The sequence below is a fragment of the Streptomyces sp. JL2001 genome, from assembly GCF_050917515.1.
In the GTDB taxonomy this organism is placed as follows: Bacteria; Actinomycetota; Actinomycetes; order Streptomycetales; family Streptomycetaceae; genus Streptomyces.
The window spans coordinates 462,048-481,959 of sequence record NZ_CP169421.1; the positions used below are offsets into that span (position 1 = coordinate 462,048).

The window sequence follows — 19,912 nt, forward strand, 5'->3', positions numbered from 1 at the left end:
CGCGCGCCCCGGGGGCCGCACGCCAGATCGGCCCGCCGCGCTCGACTCGTGTCCCCCCACCGGGCCCGACCCCACGACCCGCCTCACGCCGCCCCGCCCGACCCGCGTGAGCTCGGAGAATCGTCGGGGTTACGCTTCGAGGCGACCGAGAAGGACCGAAGCTCCCGCGGCGGCCGCGGCGACCCGGGCGACACGGCGGATCTCAGAATCCCCTGCCGGCCTGGGCCCCCGAGGCGCGGGGACCCAGGGATGGAGCAGCACATGGAGAGCCCCAGCCGCACCGCACTGGTCGAGGATCTGATGGGGCGCTTCCCGCACGTGCCCCGGGAAGCCGTGATCAAGGAAGACCTCCTGCGCGGCGGCATGGCCTTCGACGAGTCGGCGCTGAGCGGCACGGCCGACGGCGCCTCCGGTGACGTCAAGCCCAAGTCGTACTTCATCTTCTCCTTCGACCACCGCACGCTGCCGGAGCTCGGCGCCGCCGCGCTCAACCGGCCGCCGGAGGAGATCGTGCTCACCGGCGGTCCGTACGAGCTGCGGCGCACCGTCGTGTCCGTGCGCGTCAATCCCGACTCCCCGTACGTCGTGCGCGCCGGCGAGGACGGGGCGCTCGGCCTGTACCTGGACGGGGCGCGGATCGCGGACGTGGGTCTGCCGCCGATGCCGGAGTACTACCGGCACAAGCTGTCGAACGGCAAGTCCGTGATGGAGGTCGCGCCGACCATCCAGTGGGGCTACCTCATCTATCTGACGGTCTTCCGGGTGTGCCAGTACTTCGGCGCGAAGGAGGAGTGCCAGTTCTGCGACATCAACCACAACTGGCGCCAGCACAAGGCGGCGGGCCGCCCGTACACCGGGGTGAAGCCGGTGGAGGAGGTGCTGGAGGCGCTGGAGATCATCGACCGGTACGACACGGCCGGCACCTCGCGCGCCTACACCCTGACGGGCGGCTCCATCACCTCCCAGGTCGGGGGCCGGGACGAGGCCGACTTCTACGGCCACTACGCCCAGGCCATCGAGGAGCGCTTCCCGGGCCGGTGGACGGGCAAGGTCGTCGCGCAGGCGCTGCCCCGTGACGCCGTGCAGCGCTTCCACGACTACGGCATCCGGATCTACCACCCCAACTTCGAGGTGTGGGACCGGCGGCTGTTCGAGCTCCACTGCCCGGGCAAGGAGCGCTACGTCGGCCGGGACGAGTGGCACCGCCGGATCCTGGACGCGGCCGAGGTGTTCGGCCCCCGCCAGGTGATCCCGAACTTCGTGGCGGGCATCGAGATGGCCGAGCCGTTCGGCTTCACGAAGGTGAGCGAGGCGATCGAGTCGACCACCGAGGGCCTGCGGTTCTTCATGTCGAAGGGCGTCGTCCCGCGCTTCACCACGTGGTGCCCGGAGCCGACGACGCCGCTGGGCAAGGCCAATCCTCTGGGCGCGCCGCTGGAGTACCACATCCGCCTGCTGGAGGCTTACCGGGCGACGCTCGAGGAGTTCGGGCTCAGCTCCCCTCCCGGCTACGGTCCGGCGGGCCCCGGCCGCGCCGTGTTCTCCGTGAGCTCGTTCATGGACAGCCTCGAAGGCCTCTGACGGCTCCCGCCCCGCCGGGTCGTCGACGCGCGCGCGACGCCCGCCGGGGTGCCACGTCCGGAACCGGTGCCGTCGGTTCCGGTCGCCCGCGGGGCTCGGTCCGGTGACGACTTGGGGACGGGCGCGCTCCGACCTGTGCCCGCGGGACAGGCTGTGCCCATGGGGAGACGATCACAGGTCCGGAGCGGCACGGTCGGCGGCTGTCTGTTCAACGGATGCCTGACGGTGCTCGGCGGGCTGCTGCTCGTCGTCACCGTCACGTGGATCTGGCTGGCGACGGAACCGGCGCGCGACGAGAGCACGGCCCGGGACGATCTGCGGGCGCAGGTGGACGCGCGGCGCGGGGAGCTGGACCGGGAGGCGGCCGATGGCGAGCTGTCGGACGCGGACATCGCCCGGATCTTCCCCGCCGCGCGGGCGGGGGCGGGCGCGGTCGGTGTCACCCGGAGCGGCGCGGCGGTCACGGTCGTCGCGGGACTGATCGGCCACGGGCCACCGCGGACGTTCATCTTCGTGACCGAGCGGACGGTGCCGGGGTGTTACGCCTTCGACGTGCCGGTCACGGGCGGCGAGGGCGCGCGGACAGCCGTCCGGGACCTGCCGCAGGAGAAGTGCCGCGCGGCCGCCCCGACCGCGAGCCCTCGCCCCACCGTCAGCCCGGGCGCGTCGAGGACGGTCCGCCTCAGGTAGCGACGATCACGGTCGGGGCTCCGTCGCAGCACATCCGGTATTTGCCGCGGCGGTTGCGAACGCGTTCCGCGCTCGACCGTCCGCCCGAATCCGGTTCTGCTGTGCGGACTTGAGGGGAGGGGACCGTCAGTGCCCGGCGCCGGCAGGCTTACCCGGGTCGTGCCCCGGATCCTCCGTCACGGGCAGGCACTCGGCGAGCAGGTCGACGACGCCGCGCCAGGCTCGCTGCGCGTGCCGTGGGTGGTAGCCGACGCCGGGGACCACAGGGTGGCCGACCGGCGGGTGGTGGAAGGCGTGCAAGGCGCCGCCGTAGACCGCGAGGCGCCAGTCGACGCCCGCGGCCTGCATCTCGGCGGTGAACGCGTTCCGTTGCGCGGGCGGCATGATCGGGTCTTCCGAACCGACCCCGGCCCAGACCGGGCAGCGAATGCGCGCCGCCTCGCCCGGTCGGCCCGTGGTAGTTGCGTTGACTGTTCCGATCGCGCGCAGGTTCGCGCCGTCGCGCCCGAGTTCCAGCGCGATGGCGCCCCCGGTGCCGTAGCCGACGGCGGCGATCCGATCGGGGTCGGTCCGCGGTTCGGCGCGCAACACGTCGAGCGCCGCATGGCCGATGCCCCGCATCCGGTCGGGATCAGCGAGCAGCGGCAGGCAACGGGCCAGCATCTCCTCGGGGTCGCCCAGATAGCGCCCGCCGTGAAGGTCGAAGGCCAGCGCCACATATCCCAGTTCGGCGAGAGCATCGGCCCGGCGGCGCTCGACGTCGCTGAGCCCCATGCCCTCTGGTCCGAGCAGCACCGCGGGCCGGCGGTCGAAACCGGCCGGGAGCGCGAGGTGCCCGATCATCGTCAAACCGTCGGCCGGGTACTCGACCGTACGCGTCGTCATCTGCGTCATGGGACTGGACTGTAGGGATGGTCGAGCCCGGTCCGGCCGCTGTTCCGCCGCCGGCGAAACAGCGCGGGTGTCCCGCTGACCTTCGGGACGGGCCCGGCGCTCGGACGAGGTCGAGGCCCCTGGAGCGGGCAGCGTCGGCTTCCTCAGGTGGGAGGGACCGATGGCCATCTCGATCGGCCGGTGTGCCTCGGCGAGGGAGAGTCAGGTGCGGCGCGGTTCACGTGCCATGGCTTGACCGTGATGTGAGACTTGCGTCATGGACAGGGGACGTGAGGCGCGGTGGGAGAAGGACGCGATGACGGTGGAGATCGTTTTCGCTCTGGTGACCGCCGTCGCGCTGGCTGCGGCGGTCTTCGCCGTCGCGCTGGCTCTGGCACTGGCTCTCGGCGTCTCCGGTCCAGCGGGACGGGGCACCTGGGTGGGCGGTGCGCTGCTGGGAGCGGCGGCCGGAGTGTGGCGTTTGGTGCGGGTACTGCGCCGCTTCGATGCGCAGCGTCGTCAGGGTCGCTGACCACGGCTTCCTCAGGTGTCCCCTCCGGGTACTTCAGGTCACGACCGCGGCCGGAACACCCCCGTCGGCCTGGGAGACCATCACCGACGAGGAGGAGGAGGAGCGGGCGCTGGTTCGACTGAAGCGTCGGCTGACGGCCCCCGGTAAAGCGTTTGCCGCACCCCGAGGCCCCTGCCATCGTGTCGATCATGCCTACCTTCTCCGCGCACGACGGAACCGAACTCGCCTACCACGAGCTCGGTGACGGCGCCGGCCGTCCCGTCGTCTGCCTGCCCGGCGGCCCGATGCAGGACTCCGCCTACCTCGGCGACCTCGGGGGCCTGGCCGCCCGTCGCGGGCTCGTCCTGCTGGACCTGCGCGGCACGGGCCGGTCCGCGGTCCCCGACGACAGCTCCTCGTACCGGTGCGACCGGCTCGTCGACGACGTCGAGGCGCTGCGCGAGCACCTCGGGCTCGACACGCTCGACCTCCTCGCGCACTCCGGCGGCACCAATCTGGCCGCCCTCTACGCCGCCCGCCATCCGAAGCGGATCGCGCGGCTCGCGCTGATCACACCGAGCGTCCAGGCGTTCGGAATCACGATCACCGCCGACGACCGGCAGGAGGCGGCCCGGCTGCGCGAGGGCGAGCCGTGGTTCCCCGAGGCGTTCGCCGCGCTGGAGGAGATCGTCGCGGGCCGGGGTACCGCAGACTCGTTCGGCGCCATCGCCCCCTTCTGGTACGGCCGTTGGGACGCGGCGGCCCAGGCCCACCGGGCAGCGGAGGACGGTCAGCGCAACGGAGAGGCGGCCGCGGTCTACGGATCCGACGGCGCCTTCGACCCGGCGGCCACCCGTGCGGCGTTCGCGGGCTTCCCCGCCCCGGTGCTCCTGATCGCCGGGGAGGTGGACCTGAACTCGCCGCCGGGCGCGATCGCCGAGCTGGCCGAGGTCTTCCCGCGCGCCGAACTCGTCGTGCAACCGGGAGCCGGGCACTTCCCGTGGCTCGACGACCCCGAACTGTTCGTGGCCGGCGCCGCGCCGTTCCTGGCGTGAACGGGCCGGCACGCGCCGGGCGGCCGGACGCGCCCGCCGCCCGGCCGGCCACCGGCCCGCAGACCCTGACCGCTCCGGCCTCCGGTCTCCGGCGCAGGGCCGCCCCCACGCGGCCATGCCTTACTCGCCCGCACCCGCCGTCGCGCACGCCGGGTGGCCCCAGCCGTCCGGGTTCTTGCTGATCGTCTCGCCCTTGGCGTACGGGGAGCCGCAGCGGCAGCGGCCCGGGAACTTGGCCTTCACCGAGCCTCCCGCGGCGCGCGCACCCTGGGTGCGGGGCTTCGTCGTGCGGGTGCCCGACGCGGCGGCGGCCCGTCGGGGTCCGGCCGTGGAGCGGCCGGCGGTGGCGGGCTCCGGCGGCGGGAGGGCCGAGCCGTCCGCGGAGCCGATGGCCTGCTGGCTGCGGGCAGTGTGGCTCGCGGCCCGGTCGGCGGCGTCGTTCAGCCGGTCACCGTCCACCTGATGGGCCGGGGTGTAGACGAACTCCACCTCCCGGCCGGTCAGCAGCTCGTCGATCCGGACGACCAGGTCCTTGTTGGCCACCGGCGTCCCCGCCGCGGTCTTCCAGCCCTTGCGGCGCCAGCCGGGCAGCCAGGTCGTGACCGCCTTCATCGCGTACTGGGAGTCCATCCGGACCTCCACCGGAACCGCCGGGTCGAGCGTCTCCAGCAGCTTCTGCAGCGCGGTCAGCTCGGCGACGTTGTTCGTCGCCCGCCCCAGCGGGCCCGCCTCCCAGGTCCCCACCTCGCCGTCCGCGCCCGCGATGACCCACGCCCAGGCCGCCGGCCCGGGATTTCCCTTCGACGCGCCGTCGCACGCCGCGATGATCTTCTGCACCATCCTCCGATCCTGACACGTCGCGACTCCTGCTCAAACCCGCCCGGTCCCGGCCCGGCCCCGCCGCGTATTTCGCAGGACAGCGCACCCGGGCTCTGGCACCCTGCGGAGGCGAACAGCACGTGATCACTGTGACGGATGGGGTGGCGGTCGATGGGTTTCACGCTGGAGGGTCCGGTCCTCGAGGGCGCGCTGGTGCGCCTGGAGCCCCTGGACCACCGGCACACGGCGGGGCTGGCCGTGGCGGCGGAGGAGGACCGGCACGCGTACGGGTTCACCTGGGTGCCGCCGGCCGGCGAGGTCGGTCAGTACGTCGAGGCGCAGCTCGGCCGCGCCGCCGAGGGGACCGTCGCCCCGTACGCGCAGGTGGACCGCCGAACGGGGCGGGTGGTCGGTGCGACCGCCTATCTGGATCCGCGGCCGATGCCGCAGGACGACGGCGCCCTGTGCGCGGTCGAGATCGGCTACACCTGGCTGGCGGCGTCGGCGCAGGGGACGGGGCTCAACACCGAGTCCAAGTACCTGCTGTTCCGCCACGCCTTCGAGACCTGGGGCGCGGCGCGGGTCGACCTCAAGACGGACGCCCGCAACGAGCGCTCCCGGGCGGCCCTGGCGAAGGTGGGGGCGCGCTTCGAGGGCGTGCTGCGCAACTGGAACCGGTCCTGGGCCCCGGGCGAGGAGCATCTGCTGCGCGACTCCGCCATGTTCTCGGTCGTCGCCGCGGAATGGCCGGACTGCCGGGCCCGGCTGGAGACCCGGCTGGCGAGGTTCCCGGAGCGCGAGGGCGCGGGTTGCCCGCGGTCGTGAGCGGTGCGGGAAAACCCGGTGAGGGCGGGACGGGCCGTCGGCCATGATGGCGCGATGACCCCACCACCGACGCCCGTAGAGGCCCTGCTCGTCGTGGACGTCCAGTCGGCGTTCGTCGTCGGCGAGGGAGCGGTGCCCGACGCGGCACGGCTCGAGGAGCGGACCGCGGACCTGATCGCCCGTGCCCGCGCCGCCGGGGCGCTCGTCGTGCACCTGCAGAACGACGGGCGGCCGGGGGCGGAGGACGAGCCCCGCACGCCCGGCTGGGAGCTCCATCACCCCGTCGAGGCCGGGCCGACGGAAGTCGTGCTCCGCAAGACCCGTGACGACGGCTTCGCGAGGACCGGGCTGGGGGACCTGCTGGAGGCGCGGGGCGTACGAGCGGTCGCCGTCTGCGGCGTGATGTCCGAGATGTGCGTGCAGGCGACGGCGCGGACGGCTCTCGCGCGCGGGTACCGGGTGGTACTGCCGCACGACGCCCACGCCACGCAGGACGTCCCGGCGGTGGCCGGGATCAGCGAACGGATCCCGGCCCGGGTCGTCTCCCGGGTGGCCGCCTGGGCGCTGGGCGGGGAGGCCGACATCGTCTCCCGCTCGGCCGACGTCTCCTTCACCGCCGCGGGGGCCGGTGGGCGGGGGGAGGTCCCCCGGTCGTAGTGCGGGCCGGCCCCGGCCCGATGGACGCGACCGGGGCCCTTCCCTCAGGCCGTCACGCGGTCAGGCGTGGCGCAGGGCACGCCAGGTGTCCGGGCCCACGATGCCGTCCACCCCGATACCGCCCCAGTTCCGCTGGAGCGTGCGGACCGCCGTCTTCGTGGCGGTCCCGTAGTCGCCGTCGACCGTGAGGCGCGGGCCGCCGTAGTAGGCGTGGTTGTTGATCAGGCACTGGATCTCGCGGACCCGGTCGCCGGTGGCTCCGGGACCGACCTCCACGTTCCACGCCCAGCTGTAACCCGCCGTGAATCCGGCGTAGTTGTCCGTCGTCCGCCAGCGGATGGTGCAGCCGGCCTGCGCGGAGAGCGCACGCGTGTCGGTGCCGGGCGCCGCGGCCGCCGTCGTGGCGCCGGCGCAGAGCAGGAGCACCGCTCCGGTCAGCGCGGTGGCCGCCCTGCGTCCGAGCCGCAGAGATCGCATCCTCGTGTGTCGGTTCGTCAACTGTTCCCCCTGTGGACGGAGACGAGGCGACCGGTCCGCCGCCCCGGCCGTCATCCTGGGGCCCACCGGGCCCCGTTCTCCACGGGAACGCCCTGTCCGGGACACGTCCCGGACAGGGCGGGGCGCATCGGTGTCAGGAGGTGCCGCAGGTCGGGTCGTCGATCGCGCTCACGGTGTACGGGGGACGGCCCGGCGGTTCGTCCAGCTGGCTGTTGACCACGTACAGGCGGCAGCCGTACCGCGCGAGTGTGGTCGGCAGGTCGAAGGGTTCGCCGGTGAGGCGGTGGGTCACCGTGCCCGTCCGCAGGTCGTCGTCCAGCCGGGCGATGTAGACGCCGTGCGGGGCACCGTAGTTGAGCACGGCGTACAGCGTGCGGCCGTGCAGCACCATGCCGTCGGGGCCGAACGACGCCTCCCCGAGGTCGACCCGGTCGACCTCCTTGTCGGCGGTGCCGATCCGCCAGACGGCCTCGGTCCCGTTGGACGCCACCAGCAGGGCGGTGCCGGACGCGTTCGCGACGATGCCGTTCAGGAGCCAGTACTGCGCCGGGAACTGCGGGAAGGCGCCGCGGATGTCCAGCCAGGGTTCGAGGGGGCCGAGGGTGCCGCCCCGGATCTCCGCGCGATGGACGACGGGGTTGGCCCAGTCGGTCACGTACACCGCGTCCCGGGTCACGACCAGGTCGTTCAGATCGGGTGCGCCGAGGGGTCCGCTGCGGGCGGTACGGGTGGCCAGCAGCCGGCCGTGCCGGTCGTGGACGGTCAGGGTCGCGCCGCCGACCGAGAGGACCCGGCCCTGGCGGTCGGTGTGGACGCCGAGCGAGCTGGGCCGGTCGCGCAGGCCGTCCGCGGGGAAGGGGCGCAGCTCAGGCCGGCTGACGTGACCGCGGTACAGCGCGCCGGTGCCGTCCGAGGACACGTACATGGTGCCGTCGCGGGCGACGGCGATCCCCTCGGGGAGCACGCCGGGAGCGCGGGAGACGACGTAGCTGTCCGGCAGTTCCCGGGCGGTGGCCGGGCCGGGCGTCCCGGCGAGGGTGGCGAGCAGGGCCGCCGCGGTGAGGCAGGCGGTACGGGTGGGGATGCGGCGCATCGGGGCGACCTCCGGAGGGAGTCGGATCGGCGAGGCGGACACCGGGAGCCTGCGGCCCGGCGGCGCGGAACGCGAGGCCTTTCACCCCTGGTTGAAAGGGTCCGGCGGGCCGATAATCGGTCGTCGTGATCCGCCTCCACTTCATGGCCGCCGACCTGCGTCAGATCACCCTCGCCCCGGCGGCCGACGCCCTCTCGGAAACCGCGCTGAGCCTGCGGCTGGGGCTGCGGGCGGGCCGTCCCGGCGACGTCTCCGGCCCGGGCTCCGCCCTCCTGCACCGGACGCGTCCCGCGGCCCGGGAGTGGCAGCGCTCCCTGCGGGGCGGCCCGGCGGCCGGGGCGGGTGTCCTCGCCGAACTGGTCACCGAGGACGGGTTCGTGCCGGACTTCCTGCTGCAGCCGTCGGTGCACGACTTCACCGACGCGCTGGACGCGGCCGTCGCGACCCCCACCGGGACGCTGGCGCGCGATCTGGGAGTGCCGGAGGTCTCCGGCTGGAACGGCGGCCTGGCCCGCCCGGGCCGGTGGGCCCGGGAGCTCGCCCAGGGCTCCGCGGCCGCGCGCCACGCGCTGGCCCGCGACACGCGCGCCTATTTCCACTCCTCGGTGGAACCCCTCTGGCCGCGGATCCGCGCCGACGCCCTGACCGATCGTGCGCTGCGGGCCGAGATGCTGCTGCGCGGCGGCGTCGACGCGCTGCTGACCACGCTGGGGACGACCTGGCGGTGGCAGCCGCCGACGCTGCACCTGCCGTCGGCGTCGTCGTACGACATCCCGTTGTGCGGACGCGGACTGCTGCTGGTGCCCTCGTGGTTCGCGACGGGCCCGATGGTGATGTACCGACCGGAGGCGGCGACGGTGCTCGTCTACCCGATGTGCGACGGCGCCGCCTCGGGCCGGTCCGACGACCGGCCCGAAGCGCTGGGGGCGCTGCTGGGCCGTACCCGGGCGCAGGTGCTCCGGCTGCTGCGTTCCCCCGCCAGCACCACGGCCCTCGCCGAACGGGCCGGCGTCTCGCTCGCGGCGGCCAGCCAGCACGCGGGCGTCCTCCGGGGCGCCGGCCTGATCGACACGGTACGGACGGGCACGGCGGTGCTCCACAGCCTCACCCCGCTCGGACACGCGCTGCTGGCCGGGGGCTGACCGCCGAGGGCACGGGGCCCGAAGGCCCGGTGTCTCAGGAACATGAGCCGTCCGCCGTCCGGGCGGGGAGGGGCGCGCCCTCCCTCACCCGACGGCGTCCAGGAAGGCGAGTACCCGCTCGGTGAGCAGGGTGGCCGCGGCCGCGTCGTGGGAGGGCAGGCTGCTGTCGGCGAACAGGTGCTGCTTGCCGGGGTAGAGGAACAGCTCGGCCCGCTCCGTGGCGGCGACGAGCGCGCGGGCCGCGTCGAGATCGCCGTCGCCGACGAAGAACTCGTCCGCGTCCATGCCGTGCACCTGGACGGGGACGTCGTCGGGCCAGGCAGCGCCGAACTCGGTGACGGGGACGCAGGCGTCGAACAGGAGCGCGCCACGGGCGCCCGGCCTGGTCTGCGCCAACTGCTGGGCGGGCAGCACCCCGAGGGAGAAGCCGGCGAGGACGAGCCCGGCCGGCAGCGGTTCGGCGGCGCGGGCGCCCCGCTCCACGATCGTGCCGAAGCCGATGGCCTGGACGTGGCCGACGCCTTCCTCCAGGGTGTCGAACGTCCGCCCGTCGTACAGGTCGGGGACGTGCACGGTGTGGCCGTGCCGGCGGAGGGTGTCGGCGAAGGCCGTGACGCCCGGCGTCAGTCCCTGTGCGTGGTGGAAGAGCAGTACCTCGGCCATGCGGGTCCCTTCTCGTGGGCGGGCCGGCCCCGGCGGCACAGACCCGGCGCCGTGCTAGCCCCGGCCGCCGTGCGGTTCAGGTCCGGCGGGCCAGCAGGTAGACGCGGCGGGTGTCGACCTCGTGAGCGTAGTGGCCGCGCTCCATCCGCATCTCCACGGTGAACCCGGCGTCGGCGAGGAGTCCGCTCACCCGGGAGGGGTCCAGGAAGCGGAAGTCGACGTCCACCTCGTGTCCCCACCACTCGTCCAGGTGCCGCACTTCCTCGCCCTGATGGAAGGAGACCAGGAGCAGCCCGGTGGGGCGCAGGACGCGGTGCGCCTCGGCGAAGGCGCGGCCGAGCTCGTCGGGGGCGACGTGGATGACGGAGTAGAGGGCGACGGCCGCGTCGAACTCGCCGTCCTCGGCGGGCAGCGCGAGCAGGTCGCCCTCCCGGAACGCCGCCTCGGGATGGCGTCGGGCGGCGGTCGCGACCATGCCCGGGGAGAGGTCGATGCCGACGGCCCGCGCGCCGTGGGCGGCGAGCCAGCCGGTCACGTGCCCGGGTCCACAGCCGAGGTCGGCGACGGCGGCCCCCTGCCCGGCCTCTTCGAGGAGTGCGCCGAGCAGGGCCCGGTCGAGCGGCTTCCCGTCCAGTTCGTTGCCGAGCCGGTCGGCGTACTCCTCCGCCACGGTGTCGTAACTCCGCCGGACGGCCGCGTGGTCCACGTGATCCCCCATGTCCCCAGCATCCCACGGGCCCATGACCGGAGGCAGCCCGGTCGTGCGACCCCGCGGTCGCGCGCCGGCACCCTTCTCGGGCCTGACCGCCCCGGGCCGGCGACGTGACGTCAGCGGGGGTCGGGCACGGGCGCCGGATCGGGAGCCGGCGCCGGGGGTCCTCCAGGTCGTCGACCGGACGGTGAACACCTCCGCGCCGCTGCTGCGGACCCCCCTTCGGTCGCGACAGATCGTAGGGAGGTCACGACCGCCCCCGCAGCCGGACGGGAGACCTCGTGGCACGAGGGACCGGAGGGGTGTCCGGGACGCGGATCCGGGCAAGCGGAGAGGCCCTGGACGGCGAGTCGTCACATCGGCGCGCATAAAAGGCCATAAAACGACCACCCACCCCATGAGCATCAATCTTCTTTTGCTCGGAATTATGGGGTGATGTCGGACATTTCTTTCAGGTGACATGGCTCACGGGGCATCGGCCGTCATACCCGCCGTCGGGCCCCATCTCCCCCTGATTCAGGGAAGTTCGGGGCTTCACGGGCCTCCGCGACGCCGTTTATCACATCGTCGAGACGCCTTGTTTCCGACGGTATTCCTCGCCTACGGTCACCTCCATTCGGATGGAACGCCGAATCCTGCCACCATCCGCAATTCCCACTATTCACCGCCGGCAGGAGCGGGGGACCCAAGTATTCGCCGGTCCGGATTCCGGAACGGCTAGGGGTGAAGTCGCACGTGTGCGGCCGGGCATCTCCAGCCCGAACCCGACAGCTCACCCCGCAGGCTCCGGAGAGGAATCCGTCATGCCTGCAAACGGTAAGCACCGACGCCCGAAGCGCCGTCCGCTCGCCCGCGGTATCGCCCTCGCGAGCACGGGTGGAGCGGCACTGGCCCTCCCTCTCGTCGCCTCCGCGACCGCCCACGCCGCCCCCCGCACCGCCCCCGAGATCACTCCGGCCATTGCCACGGCGAACGCGGCAGCAAATGTGTCGCAAAAGATCACGGAATCGCTGCCGGCGGCGCCTGCCGCAGCTCCCAAGACTTACACCGTCGTGCCGGGCGATTCTCTTTCGATGATCGCCTACGAGCAGGGTGTCCGGGGCGGCTGGAAGGTTCTCTACCGCGCCAACCACGCTGCGGTCGGTGACAATCCGTCACTCATTCACCCGGGTCTCAAGCTGACGCTGCACCGCAATTCCGCGGCGCCGCAGCCCAAGTCCCCCGCTCCCGCGCAGAAGTCGAAGGCCGCCAAGCCGGCGAAGTCCTCGTCCGCCGACCGGGCCAGCCGTTCCCAGCAGCGCACCGCGCCCGCGCCGCAGGCCCGGCAGACCCAGCAGGCGGCTCCGGCCGCCGCCCCCGCCGCCGCCGTGAAGAGCTACACGAACGACCTCGACGGCTGGATCCGGGAGTCCCTGGACGTGATGGCCCAGCACGGCATCCCCGGCTCCTACGAGGGCATCCACCGCAACATCATGCGCGAGTCCTCCGGCAACCCGCAGGCCATCAACAACTGGGACTCCAACGCCGTCGCCGGCACTCCCTCGAAGGGCCTGCTCCAGGTCATCGAGCCCACCTTCCTGGCGTACCACGTGCCCGGCACGTCCATGGACATGTACGACCCGGTCGCCAACATCACGGCCGCGTGCAACTACGCCGCCGACAAGTACGGCTCCATCGACAACGTCTTCGGCGCCTACTGACGGGGCCACGGCGCCTCCTGACGGGCGCGCCGGCCCATACGACGGGGAAGGCCCCGACCGCTCGGGGGTCGGGGCCTTCCTCGCGTGCCGGGCCCGTCGTCGGGGCCTGCGGCGCGGGCCGCCTACAGCACGCCCCGCCGCCACTCCCGGACGAGCAGGTGGCCGAGGTAGAGCCCGCCGATGGCCATCGTGTAGATGCCCACGGGCAGGTTGTCGAGGTACGGCATCTGCTGGGCGGCAAGGTCGGCGAGGACCAGCAGCAGGGCACCCACCAGCATGGACAGGGCGAGCTGGGGACCGGACCCGCGCGACAGCCGCTTGGCGATCTGGGGGGCGGTCAGGGAGATGAAGGCGATCGGTCCGGCCACGCTCACGGCGGCGGCCGACAGCACGATCGCCAGGGTGACCGCCGCGGTCTTGGTCCGCCCGGGACGGCCGCCCAGCGCGGCGGCGGTGTCGTCGCCCATCTCCCCGATGCCGATGTCCCGCGAGAGCAGGGCGGCGAACGGAAGAACCACGGCCAGCACGAGCCAGATCGTGGTCGCGTCGTCCCACGAGCGGGCGGACAGGCTGCCGTTGACGTAGGCGCTCAGGACCGTCGCCTTGTCCCGTTCCACCGCGTACACGACGTACTGGATGACGGCGACCGCCATGGCCGAGACACCGATGCCGGCGACGACGAGGCGCACCGGGTTGCGGAAGCCCGTCCCGGTCGACACGTAGACGAGCACCATGGCCAGGACCGCGCCGAGGAGCGCGCCGACCGGGACCGGTACGACGTCCGGCAGGAGCAGGGCGACGATGGCCGCGCCGGCTCCGGCGCCCGCGCCCAGCCCGATGACGTCCGGGCTGCCGAGCGGGTTGCGGGTGACCGACTGGAACAGCGCGCCGGACAGGCCGAACGCGGCGCCGGTGCCGATGCCGACGACCAGACGCGGTCCGCGCAGCCGGTTCAGGACGAAGGCGTTCTTGCCCTCCGCGCCTCCCAGCAGGGCCGTGGGGAGGTCGGGCAGCCGGATGCCGAGGCGGCCCAGGGTGAGGGTGGCCACCGCTCCGACGACGATCAGCAGCAGCAGGCCGAGGGCCAGGACGACGGTGGAGGTGCGGATCGGCAGCGACACCGCGCCGCCGATCCGGAGCACGTGCCGGCGCGGCGCCGTCCTGACGGGGGCGGGCGCCGGGGCCTGACGGGCGCTCATGCGCTTCCTCTCATCCTGCGGACCGCCAGCAGCAGCGCGGGCGCCCCGATGAACGCGGTGATGACACCGACCATGACCTCCTGCGGGCGCAGCAGCACGCGTCCGACGACGTCGGCGGAGAGCAGCAGCGCGGGACCGACGAGAGCGGAGAAGAGGATCTGCAGGCGGAAGTCGACGCCGACGAGGGCCCGTACGAGGTGGGGCACGGCGAGGCCGACGAAGGCGATGGGTCCGACGGCCGCGGTGGCCGCCGCGCTCAGCAGGGTCGCCGCGAGCAGTCCGGCCGCCTTGACCCGTGCCGGGCGGGCGCCGAGGGAGGTCGCGCTGTCGTCGCCCAGTGCCGTCACGTTGAGACCGGGGGCGATCACGAGGGCGACGAGGAGGCCGACGGCGGCGAACGGCAGGACCGACCAGAAGACGTCGAAGTCCCGGCCGCCGAGGGCTCCGACGACCCAGTAGCGGTAGCTGTCGAAGACGCGCGGCCGGCTCAGGGTGACGGCCTGGATGAAGGCCGCGAGGACGGCGGAGAGGACCGCGCCGGCCAGCACGAGGCGGGCCGGGCCGGCGCTGGTACCGGCGGACCCGATGACGTGGACGACGAGTCCGGCCAGCAGGGCGCCGGGCAGGGCCCACCACAGGGTGGCGGACTGACCCGTCACCCCGAGGAAGGCGGTCGCGGCGACGATGCTCGCCGAGGCGCCCGCGTTGATGCCGAGGAGGCCGGGCTCGGCCAGCGGGTTGCGGGTGACGCCCTGCATGAGGGTGCCCGCGACCGCCAGGCACACGCCGGCGAGCACGCCGATCGCGGTCCGGGGGTAGCGGCTCTCGACGACGGTGGTCAGGTAGGCGTCGCCATGGCCCCTGAGGACGTCCATGACGGAGCCGAACGAGGTGGTCTTGCTGCCGAACATCACGCTCGCGAGCATCGCGAGGGCGAGGACGGCGAGACAGACCGTCAGAGACGACGCCAGCCGGGCGGCACCGGCACGCGAGGTGCTGGTACCGCCCGGCTCGACGAGCGTGGAGGAAGCCATGCGCAGGGAACCGTGCTTACTTCCCGGCCTTGGCGACGGCCTTGTCGATCAGGGGCAGGTAGCGCTCGATGCTCCACGGCACGGTCAGCGGGTTGATCATCGAGGAGGCCGTGACGAACGGGGTGTCGTGGCTGTAGACGATCGCGCCCTTCTTGACCGCGGGGATGGCCCCGTACAGCGGCTGGGCCTCGATCTCCTTGCGCGACTTCTCGTCCATGTAGAACGTGAAGGCGACGTCGCTGCCGGACAGCTTGTTGGCGTTCTCCAGGCCGATGAGGGCGGAGTCGGTGCCGTCGGTCTCCTTGAAGCCGTTCACGACCGGGTCGACCTTGAGGCCGAGGGACGTCAGCATCTCGACGCGCTGCTCCTTCGGCTTGAAGACGCCGAGGGTGCCGGGGCCGGTGTTGTAGATGTACGAGAACGTCACGTTCTTGTAGTTCGGCCGGGTCGCGGCGGCGTCGGCCAGCTGCTTGCGGATCTTCGCCGTCAGCTGCTTGCCCTCCTCGGGCTCACCGAGGGCCTTGGCGACGATGTCGATCTGCTGGTCCCAGTCGGTGCTCCACGCCTTGTCCGGGTAGGCCACGGTCGGCGCGATGTCCTTCAGGACGTCGTACTGCTCCTTGGTGACGCCGGACCAGGGCGCGAGGATCACGTCGGGCTCGAGCTCGGTGATGGCCTCGATGTCGAGCTCCTCCATGCCCTTGAACTGCTTGGGGAGCTTGCCGCCGGACTTGGTGACGGCCTCGTGGATCCACGGCAGGTAGCCGGTCTTGTCGCTGCCCCAGGGGTAGCTCTCGATGCCGACGGGGGTGTGGCCGAGGGCGATGGCGGTCTCGGCGGAGCCCTGCCCGAGGGTGACGACGCGCTTGGGCTGCTTGGTGATGGTCGCCTCGCCGAGCGCGCTCTTGATGGTCACGGGGAAGGCGGCTCCGGCGGCCTTCGCCTCGCCGGAGCCGGCGGTGTCCTTCTTCTCGCCCGCGCCGCAGCCCCCGACGAGGAGGGCGAGCGTGGCGGCGGCGGCCGTGGCGACGACTGCGCGACGGCGTGTGCGGGTCACTGCGAGGGTCATGGACGATCCTTCTCTGCGGGCAGTCGGCAGGCGGAGGGGACCCACGCGCACGGAACGCGCGCAGGCCTGATCCCGGCTCCGGAAGCCGATAAGTACTTAGGCAAAGCTAAGTTAGGTTTCCCTTATCTCCAAATCAAGGGTTTCACGCGTCCGATCCTTCGTCATCGCAGGTCGGCGCCTGTCGATATGACGGAAGGATCACCTCCGTAAGGTCGCCGGCTTCAGCAGTCGAGCCGCAACGGCGGCCGCCACACCTGGCCGTCGCCGGGAGTGCCGAGGGCGGGCCGGTACCGGAGGGGTACGAGATGGGTGCCCGCGGCCGCCTCGTTCCGGGTGCCGAGCCAGAGGTCGATGATCTGCCAGGGCCGGCCGTCCAGGACGCTCACCGTCCGCGGCTGCCCTCCGCAGCTGTTGCCGTTGAAGATACGGCGCCCGTACACGGGCGCGCCCCAGCCGACGTTGCCCGGGGCGCTCCAGCCCGAGTACAGGGAGGCGGAGGTGGCGTAGCCGATCGGGGTGCCGGCGCAGTAGCCGCAGCCCTGATCGGAGTAGGTCAGGACGTAGGTGCGGTGTTCGGGGTCCCAGAACCCGCCCGGCCCCTCGACGTGCGAGAGGCCCGCGACCTTGGCGACGCCGACACCCGGTTCGCCGCCGCTCCCCCACTCGTCGAGCTGCTGGAGCGAGAGCGCCGCGGTGCCCGGCCGGGTACAGACGAGCGCCGGCCGGCCGCCGGGCTCACCCGACTCGATGAAGCCGAAGTCGCCGTTGCCCCGGCAGATGTCGAGCGCCGGCTTCCGGTACCAGCCGGACGGCGAACCGGCGGTGGGGCCGCAGGGGCCGAGGGGGCCGTCGCATCCCATCGCGTTGTAGGCGTGCGGTGCGCCCAGGTTGTACTGCCTCGGCGCGTTGAACCACAGGACGAAGGCGCCGTCGTCCCTGCCCCAGCCGGACCGCCGGAGCATCCTCGGGTTGAAGCAGCCCTGCCCCGTCTCGCCGCAGGTGTCCTGCCAGGTCTGACGGGTGGACGGATCGTCCGAGCCGGGATCGAAGAGCAGGCGGGGCGCGGACCACGGCCCCTTGAGCGACGGCGCCGTCGCCACGCCGAACCCGCACCAGGGGGTGCGGGCGACGAACCACTCGTAACCGCAGCCGTACATCGTGCCGTACATGAAGTACGTGCCGTCGAAACGGGCGACCACGGCATCGTGCAGGTCCAGCCCCCGCACGGTCAGCGCACGTGGCGTCCACCTGGTGTCGGGCACCGGTTCCGCGCCCCGCGCCACCGGCCCGCCGACCAGCATCGCGCACACCGCCAGCACCAGGGCGGTGAGGGATTTCCTGACCCCCACGCACACCCCCCTTCCCTCCGTGTCGGGCAACAGGCCTCCATGGAACCCCACCAAGTAGCTGAAAATACTTACATTTCATCCTCATTCGCCCGTCCGGTCCGCCCGACGGGTCGTCACTCGCGGCCGCTCTGCTCCATCCGGGCGCCGACCAGATGCCATTGGTGTCGATGAGGACCAATCACCCTCTCCGCCGGTGACCGACCTGGGGAGGCGTCAACATGGGACACAAACCCCCGGGCAGAGCGCAGAAAGAGATCGACCCGGAAGTTCACCGAAGGATTACTGCACGGCCCTATACCTTTGGAGCTGCTTCCCTCATCCTGTCCACGGCGTGCCGCAGGGGCATGCCGAGACGCGAGAGGCGGGGCATGACTCCCATCAGTCGCAGGGGATTCGTAGGGATCGGGGCGGGGCTCGTGGCCGGAGCGGCCCTGCCGCCCGGCGCCGCGGCGGCCACGTCGGCCGCCGCCCGTTCAGCGGCCGGAGACATCACCGACGTCCGCCACGTGGTGATCCTCATGCAGGAGAACCGCAGCTTCGACCACTACTTCGGCAGGCTGCGCGGGGTCCGCGGCTTCGGCGACCGCGCCGCAGGCAACATCCCGGGCGGCTGGGGCACGTTCAACCAGCCCGACTGGGGCGGCCGGCAGTACCCCTGGAAGCTCAGTTCCACCCCGCCGGCCGGTGGGGTGGACGGCGAGACCCTGGCCCAGTGCAACGGCGATCTGCCGCACAGCTGGACCTCACAGCACGCGGCCTGGAACAAGGGCCGGATGGACAACTGGGTCACCGGCGTCGGCAGCACCCGCACCCTCGGCCACCTCGACCGCGGCGACATCCCCTTCCACTACGCGCTCGCCGACCACTACACGGTCTGCGACGCGTACTTCTGCTCGGCGCTCAGTGCCACCGGCCCCAACCGCACGTTCCTGTGGAGCGGCAGGATCGACGCCTCCAGCAAGGACGGCGGCGACGAGTCCGGACTCACCTGGGAGACGTACGCCGAGGCGCTGCAGCGCGCCGGGGTGAGCTGGAAGGTCTACCAGAACGCGCAGGACAACTACGGAGACAACGGGCTCGCCTACTTCAAGCGGTTCACCGACGCGCGGCCGGGCGACCCGCTGTACGACCGCGGCATGGGCTCGGTCCCCAGGGTCACCGGGTCGACGCCCGACGACATCGCCGCCGCGATCCGCGCCGACGTCCTCGGCGGCACGCTCCCGCAGGTCTCCTGGGTGGTCGCCAGCGAGGCATTCTCCGAGCACCCGTACGCCCCGCCCGGCGACGGCGCGCACTTCGTGGACCTCGTCCACCGTGCCCTCGCCGCGGACCCCGAGGTCTTCGACTCCACCGTCCTGTTCCTCAACTACGACGAGAACGACGGCTTCTTCGACCACGTGCCGCCGCCCGTGGCACCGCCGGGAACCCCGGGCGAGTACATCGACGGCGTGCCGATCGGCCTGGGCTTCCGCGTGCCGATGATCGTCATGTCGCCCTGGACGCGCGGCGGCTGGGTCAGCTCCGAGGTCTTCGACCACACCTCCGTGCTGCGCTTCATGGAGACGTGGACCGCGGCCATCGGCAAGCCCGCCGGCTGCCCGAACATCAGCGCCTGGCGCCGCAAGGTCACCGGGGACCTGACCGGGGTCTTCGACTTCGCCCACCCGGTCTACGGGATGCCCACCGGGCTGCCCTCGACCTCGAAGGTCATCGGTCAGGCCACCTGCGGCCCGCTGCCCAACCCGGTGCCGCAGGACAACGCCCTGCCCGCCCAGGAGCCCGGCAACCGCCCGGCGCGCGCCCTGCCGTACCAGGTCAACGGCAACCTCGACCGGTTCGAGTTCGGTGCGGCCGGCAAGATCCTGGCCTGGTTCTCGATGACGAACCACGGTGCTCCGGCCACCCGGGCGGCCCACTTCACGATCCACCCCCACCAGTACCGCGACACGGCCGCCTGGCAGTACACCGTCGATCCGGGCGGCACCTCCACCGACTACTTCAACATCGGCACGGGCTCGGGCGCGGGGAAGTACGACATCTCGATGATGGGCCCCAACCGCTTCCTGCGCCGCTTCATCGGCGACGCCACCAAGGCCGGGAAGGCCATCGAGGTCGCGGCCCGGTTCGCGACCGAGCCCGGCACCGGGAAGACGGCCGTCTACTTCCGGATGGCCAACGCCTCCGCCGGGCCGGTCACCTTCACCATCCGCTCCAACGCCTACCGCACGGACGGCCCGTGGACCTACACGGTCGCCGCGAACTCCGCGCGGGAGGACTGGTTCAACGCGGTGGCGTACCACGACGGCTGGTACGACTTCACGATCCTCGCCGATGTCGACGGCACCTGGTCCCGCCGCTACACCGGCCACATCGAGACCGGCGCGCCGAGCGTCACCGGGGCGTAGCGGCGGCCCCGCCACTCCCCCGGCCGGCGGCTCCCCG

Annotated in this window: 19 protein-coding genes and 1 riboswitch; of the genes, 9 read left to right on the plus strand and 10 right to left on the minus strand. The window is 72.7% G+C overall.

The genetic code is table 11. The features are described 5' to 3' along the window. The first annotated feature begins 261 nt into the window (after positions 1-261). Together ACE1OA_RS02100 and ACE1OA_RS02105 are read left to right on the plus strand one after the other, a co-directional pair. On the plus strand, positions 262-1,581 hold the full coding sequence (locus ACE1OA_RS02100; RefSeq protein WP_361312634.1) for a radical SAM protein: 1,320 nt from the start codon (positions 262-264) through the stop codon (positions 1,579-1,581). A gap of 159 nt (positions 1,582-1,740) precedes the next feature. After that, positions 1,741-2,271 carry a hypothetical protein gene (locus ACE1OA_RS02105; protein WP_384869143.1) on the plus strand — a complete coding sequence of 177 codons (531 nt, stop codon included), beginning with the start codon at positions 1,741-1,743 and terminating at the stop codon, positions 2,269-2,271. 126 nt (positions 2,272-2,397) lie between these two features. Here the strand turns inward: ACE1OA_RS02105 and ACE1OA_RS02110 are convergent, their stop codons facing one another. After that, complete coding sequence (locus ACE1OA_RS02110; protein WP_432752120.1) at positions 2,398-3,165, minus strand: dienelactone hydrolase family protein; 768 nt, start codon at positions 3,163-3,165, stop codon at positions 2,398-2,400. A 256-nt stretch (positions 3,166-3,421) separates the two neighbouring features. On the opposite strand from ACE1OA_RS02110, the gene ACE1OA_RS02115 reads away from it, so the two are divergent. Together ACE1OA_RS02115 and ACE1OA_RS02120 are read left to right on the plus strand one after the other, a co-directional pair. After that, positions 3,422-3,676, plus strand: coding sequence for a DUF6332 family protein (locus ACE1OA_RS02115; RefSeq protein WP_356779103.1), 255 nt, complete (start codon positions 3,422-3,424; stop codon positions 3,674-3,676). A gap of 188 nt (positions 3,677-3,864) precedes the next feature. Then, entirely contained in the window at positions 3,865-4,710 is an 846-nt protein-coding gene (locus ACE1OA_RS02120; RefSeq protein ID WP_384869136.1) for an alpha/beta fold hydrolase, read from the plus strand. Positions 4,711-4,830: 120 nt separating this feature from the next. Here ACE1OA_RS02120 and ACE1OA_RS02125 read toward each other — a convergent pair whose 3' ends face one another. After that, on the minus strand, positions 4,831-5,550 hold the full coding sequence (locus tag ACE1OA_RS02125; RefSeq protein WP_356604776.1) for a ribonuclease H family protein: 720 nt from the start codon (positions 5,548-5,550) through the stop codon (positions 4,831-4,833). 150 nt (positions 5,551-5,700) lie between these two features. On the opposite strand from ACE1OA_RS02125, the gene ACE1OA_RS02130 reads away from it, so the two are divergent. Continuing rightward, positions 5,701-6,354 (plus strand): GNAT family N-acetyltransferase, encoded by a 654-nt coding sequence (locus ACE1OA_RS02130; protein ID WP_432752121.1) that lies wholly within the window; start codon positions 5,701-5,703, stop codon positions 6,352-6,354. Positions 6,355-6,408: 54 nt separating this feature from the next. Continuing rightward, complete coding sequence (locus tag ACE1OA_RS02135; protein WP_432752122.1) at positions 6,409-7,011, plus strand: isochorismatase family protein; 603 nt, start codon at positions 6,409-6,411, stop codon at positions 7,009-7,011. A 60-nt stretch (positions 7,012-7,071) separates the two neighbouring features. On the opposite strand, the gene ACE1OA_RS02140 is transcribed toward ACE1OA_RS02135, so the two are convergent. Together ACE1OA_RS02140 and ACE1OA_RS02145 are read right to left on the minus strand one after the other, a co-directional pair. Next, positions 7,072-7,488, minus strand: coding sequence for a peptidoglycan-binding domain-containing protein (locus tag ACE1OA_RS02140; protein ID WP_356604782.1), 417 nt, complete (start codon positions 7,486-7,488; stop codon positions 7,072-7,074). A 154-nt stretch (positions 7,489-7,642) separates the two neighbouring features. Further along, positions 7,643-8,602: a hypothetical protein gene (locus tag ACE1OA_RS02145; RefSeq protein WP_432752123.1), complete on the minus strand. Its 960-nt coding sequence runs from the start codon at positions 8,600-8,602 to the stop codon at positions 7,643-7,645. 125 nt (positions 8,603-8,727) lie between these two features. On the opposite strand from ACE1OA_RS02145, the gene ACE1OA_RS02150 reads away from it, so the two are divergent. Then, positions 8,728-9,744, plus strand: a complete 1,017-nt coding sequence (locus tag ACE1OA_RS02150; RefSeq protein ID WP_384869126.1) for a winged helix-turn-helix domain-containing protein — start codon at positions 8,728-8,730, stop codon at positions 9,742-9,744. Between the two features lie 84 nt (positions 9,745-9,828). Here the strand turns inward: ACE1OA_RS02150 and ACE1OA_RS02155 are convergent, their stop codons facing one another. After that, positions 9,829-10,407 carry a dienelactone hydrolase family protein gene (locus ACE1OA_RS02155; RefSeq protein WP_432752124.1) on the minus strand — a complete coding sequence of 193 codons (579 nt, stop codon included), beginning with the start codon at positions 10,405-10,407 and terminating at the stop codon, positions 9,829-9,831. A gap of 76 nt (positions 10,408-10,483) precedes the next feature. After that, positions 10,484-11,125, minus strand: coding sequence for a class I SAM-dependent methyltransferase (locus ACE1OA_RS02160; RefSeq protein ID WP_356604790.1), 642 nt, complete (start codon positions 11,123-11,125; stop codon positions 10,484-10,486). Positions 11,126-11,735: 610 nt separating this feature from the next. Next, a riboswitch (cyclic di-AMP (ydaO/yuaA leader) is annotated at positions 11,736-11,918 on the plus strand. A 4-nt stretch (positions 11,919-11,922) separates the two neighbouring features. Here ACE1OA_RS02160 and ACE1OA_RS02165 point away from each other — a divergent pair. Continuing rightward, positions 11,923-12,819, plus strand: coding sequence for a LysM peptidoglycan-binding domain-containing protein (locus ACE1OA_RS02165; RefSeq protein WP_384869116.1), 897 nt, complete (start codon positions 11,923-11,925; stop codon positions 12,817-12,819). Between the two features lie 122 nt (positions 12,820-12,941). On the opposite strand, the gene ACE1OA_RS02170 is transcribed toward ACE1OA_RS02165, so the two are convergent. The 4 genes from ACE1OA_RS02170 to ACE1OA_RS02185 all read right to left on the minus strand — a co-directional run bounded on the left by ACE1OA_RS02170 (position 12,942) and on the right by ACE1OA_RS02185 (position 17,470). Then, positions 12,942-14,018, minus strand: coding sequence for a FecCD family ABC transporter permease (locus ACE1OA_RS02170; protein WP_432752125.1), 1,077 nt, complete (start codon positions 14,016-14,018; stop codon positions 12,942-12,944). Further along, on the minus strand, positions 14,015-15,052 hold the full coding sequence (locus tag ACE1OA_RS02175) for a FecCD family ABC transporter permease (RefSeq protein ID WP_432752126.1): 1,038 nt from the start codon (positions 15,050-15,052) through the stop codon (positions 14,015-14,017). The genes ACE1OA_RS02170 and ACE1OA_RS02175 overlap by 4 nt, the downstream gene beginning before the upstream one ends. Before the next feature lie 16 nt (positions 15,053-15,068). Continuing rightward, entirely contained in the window at positions 15,069-16,121 is a 1,053-nt protein-coding gene (locus ACE1OA_RS02180) for an iron-siderophore ABC transporter substrate-binding protein (protein ID WP_356779115.1), read from the minus strand. 221 nt (positions 16,122-16,342) lie between these two features. Beyond that, positions 16,343-17,470, minus strand: coding sequence for a hypothetical protein (locus ACE1OA_RS02185; RefSeq protein WP_356604802.1), 1,128 nt, complete (start codon positions 17,468-17,470; stop codon positions 16,343-16,345). Between the two features lie 368 nt (positions 17,471-17,838). Between ACE1OA_RS02185 and ACE1OA_RS02190 the strand changes: the two genes are divergently transcribed. Then, positions 17,839-19,875: a phosphocholine-specific phospholipase C gene (locus tag ACE1OA_RS02190; protein WP_432752127.1), complete on the plus strand. Its 2,037-nt coding sequence runs from the start codon at positions 17,839-17,841 to the stop codon at positions 19,873-19,875. Positions 19,876-19,912 lie beyond the last annotated feature (37 nt).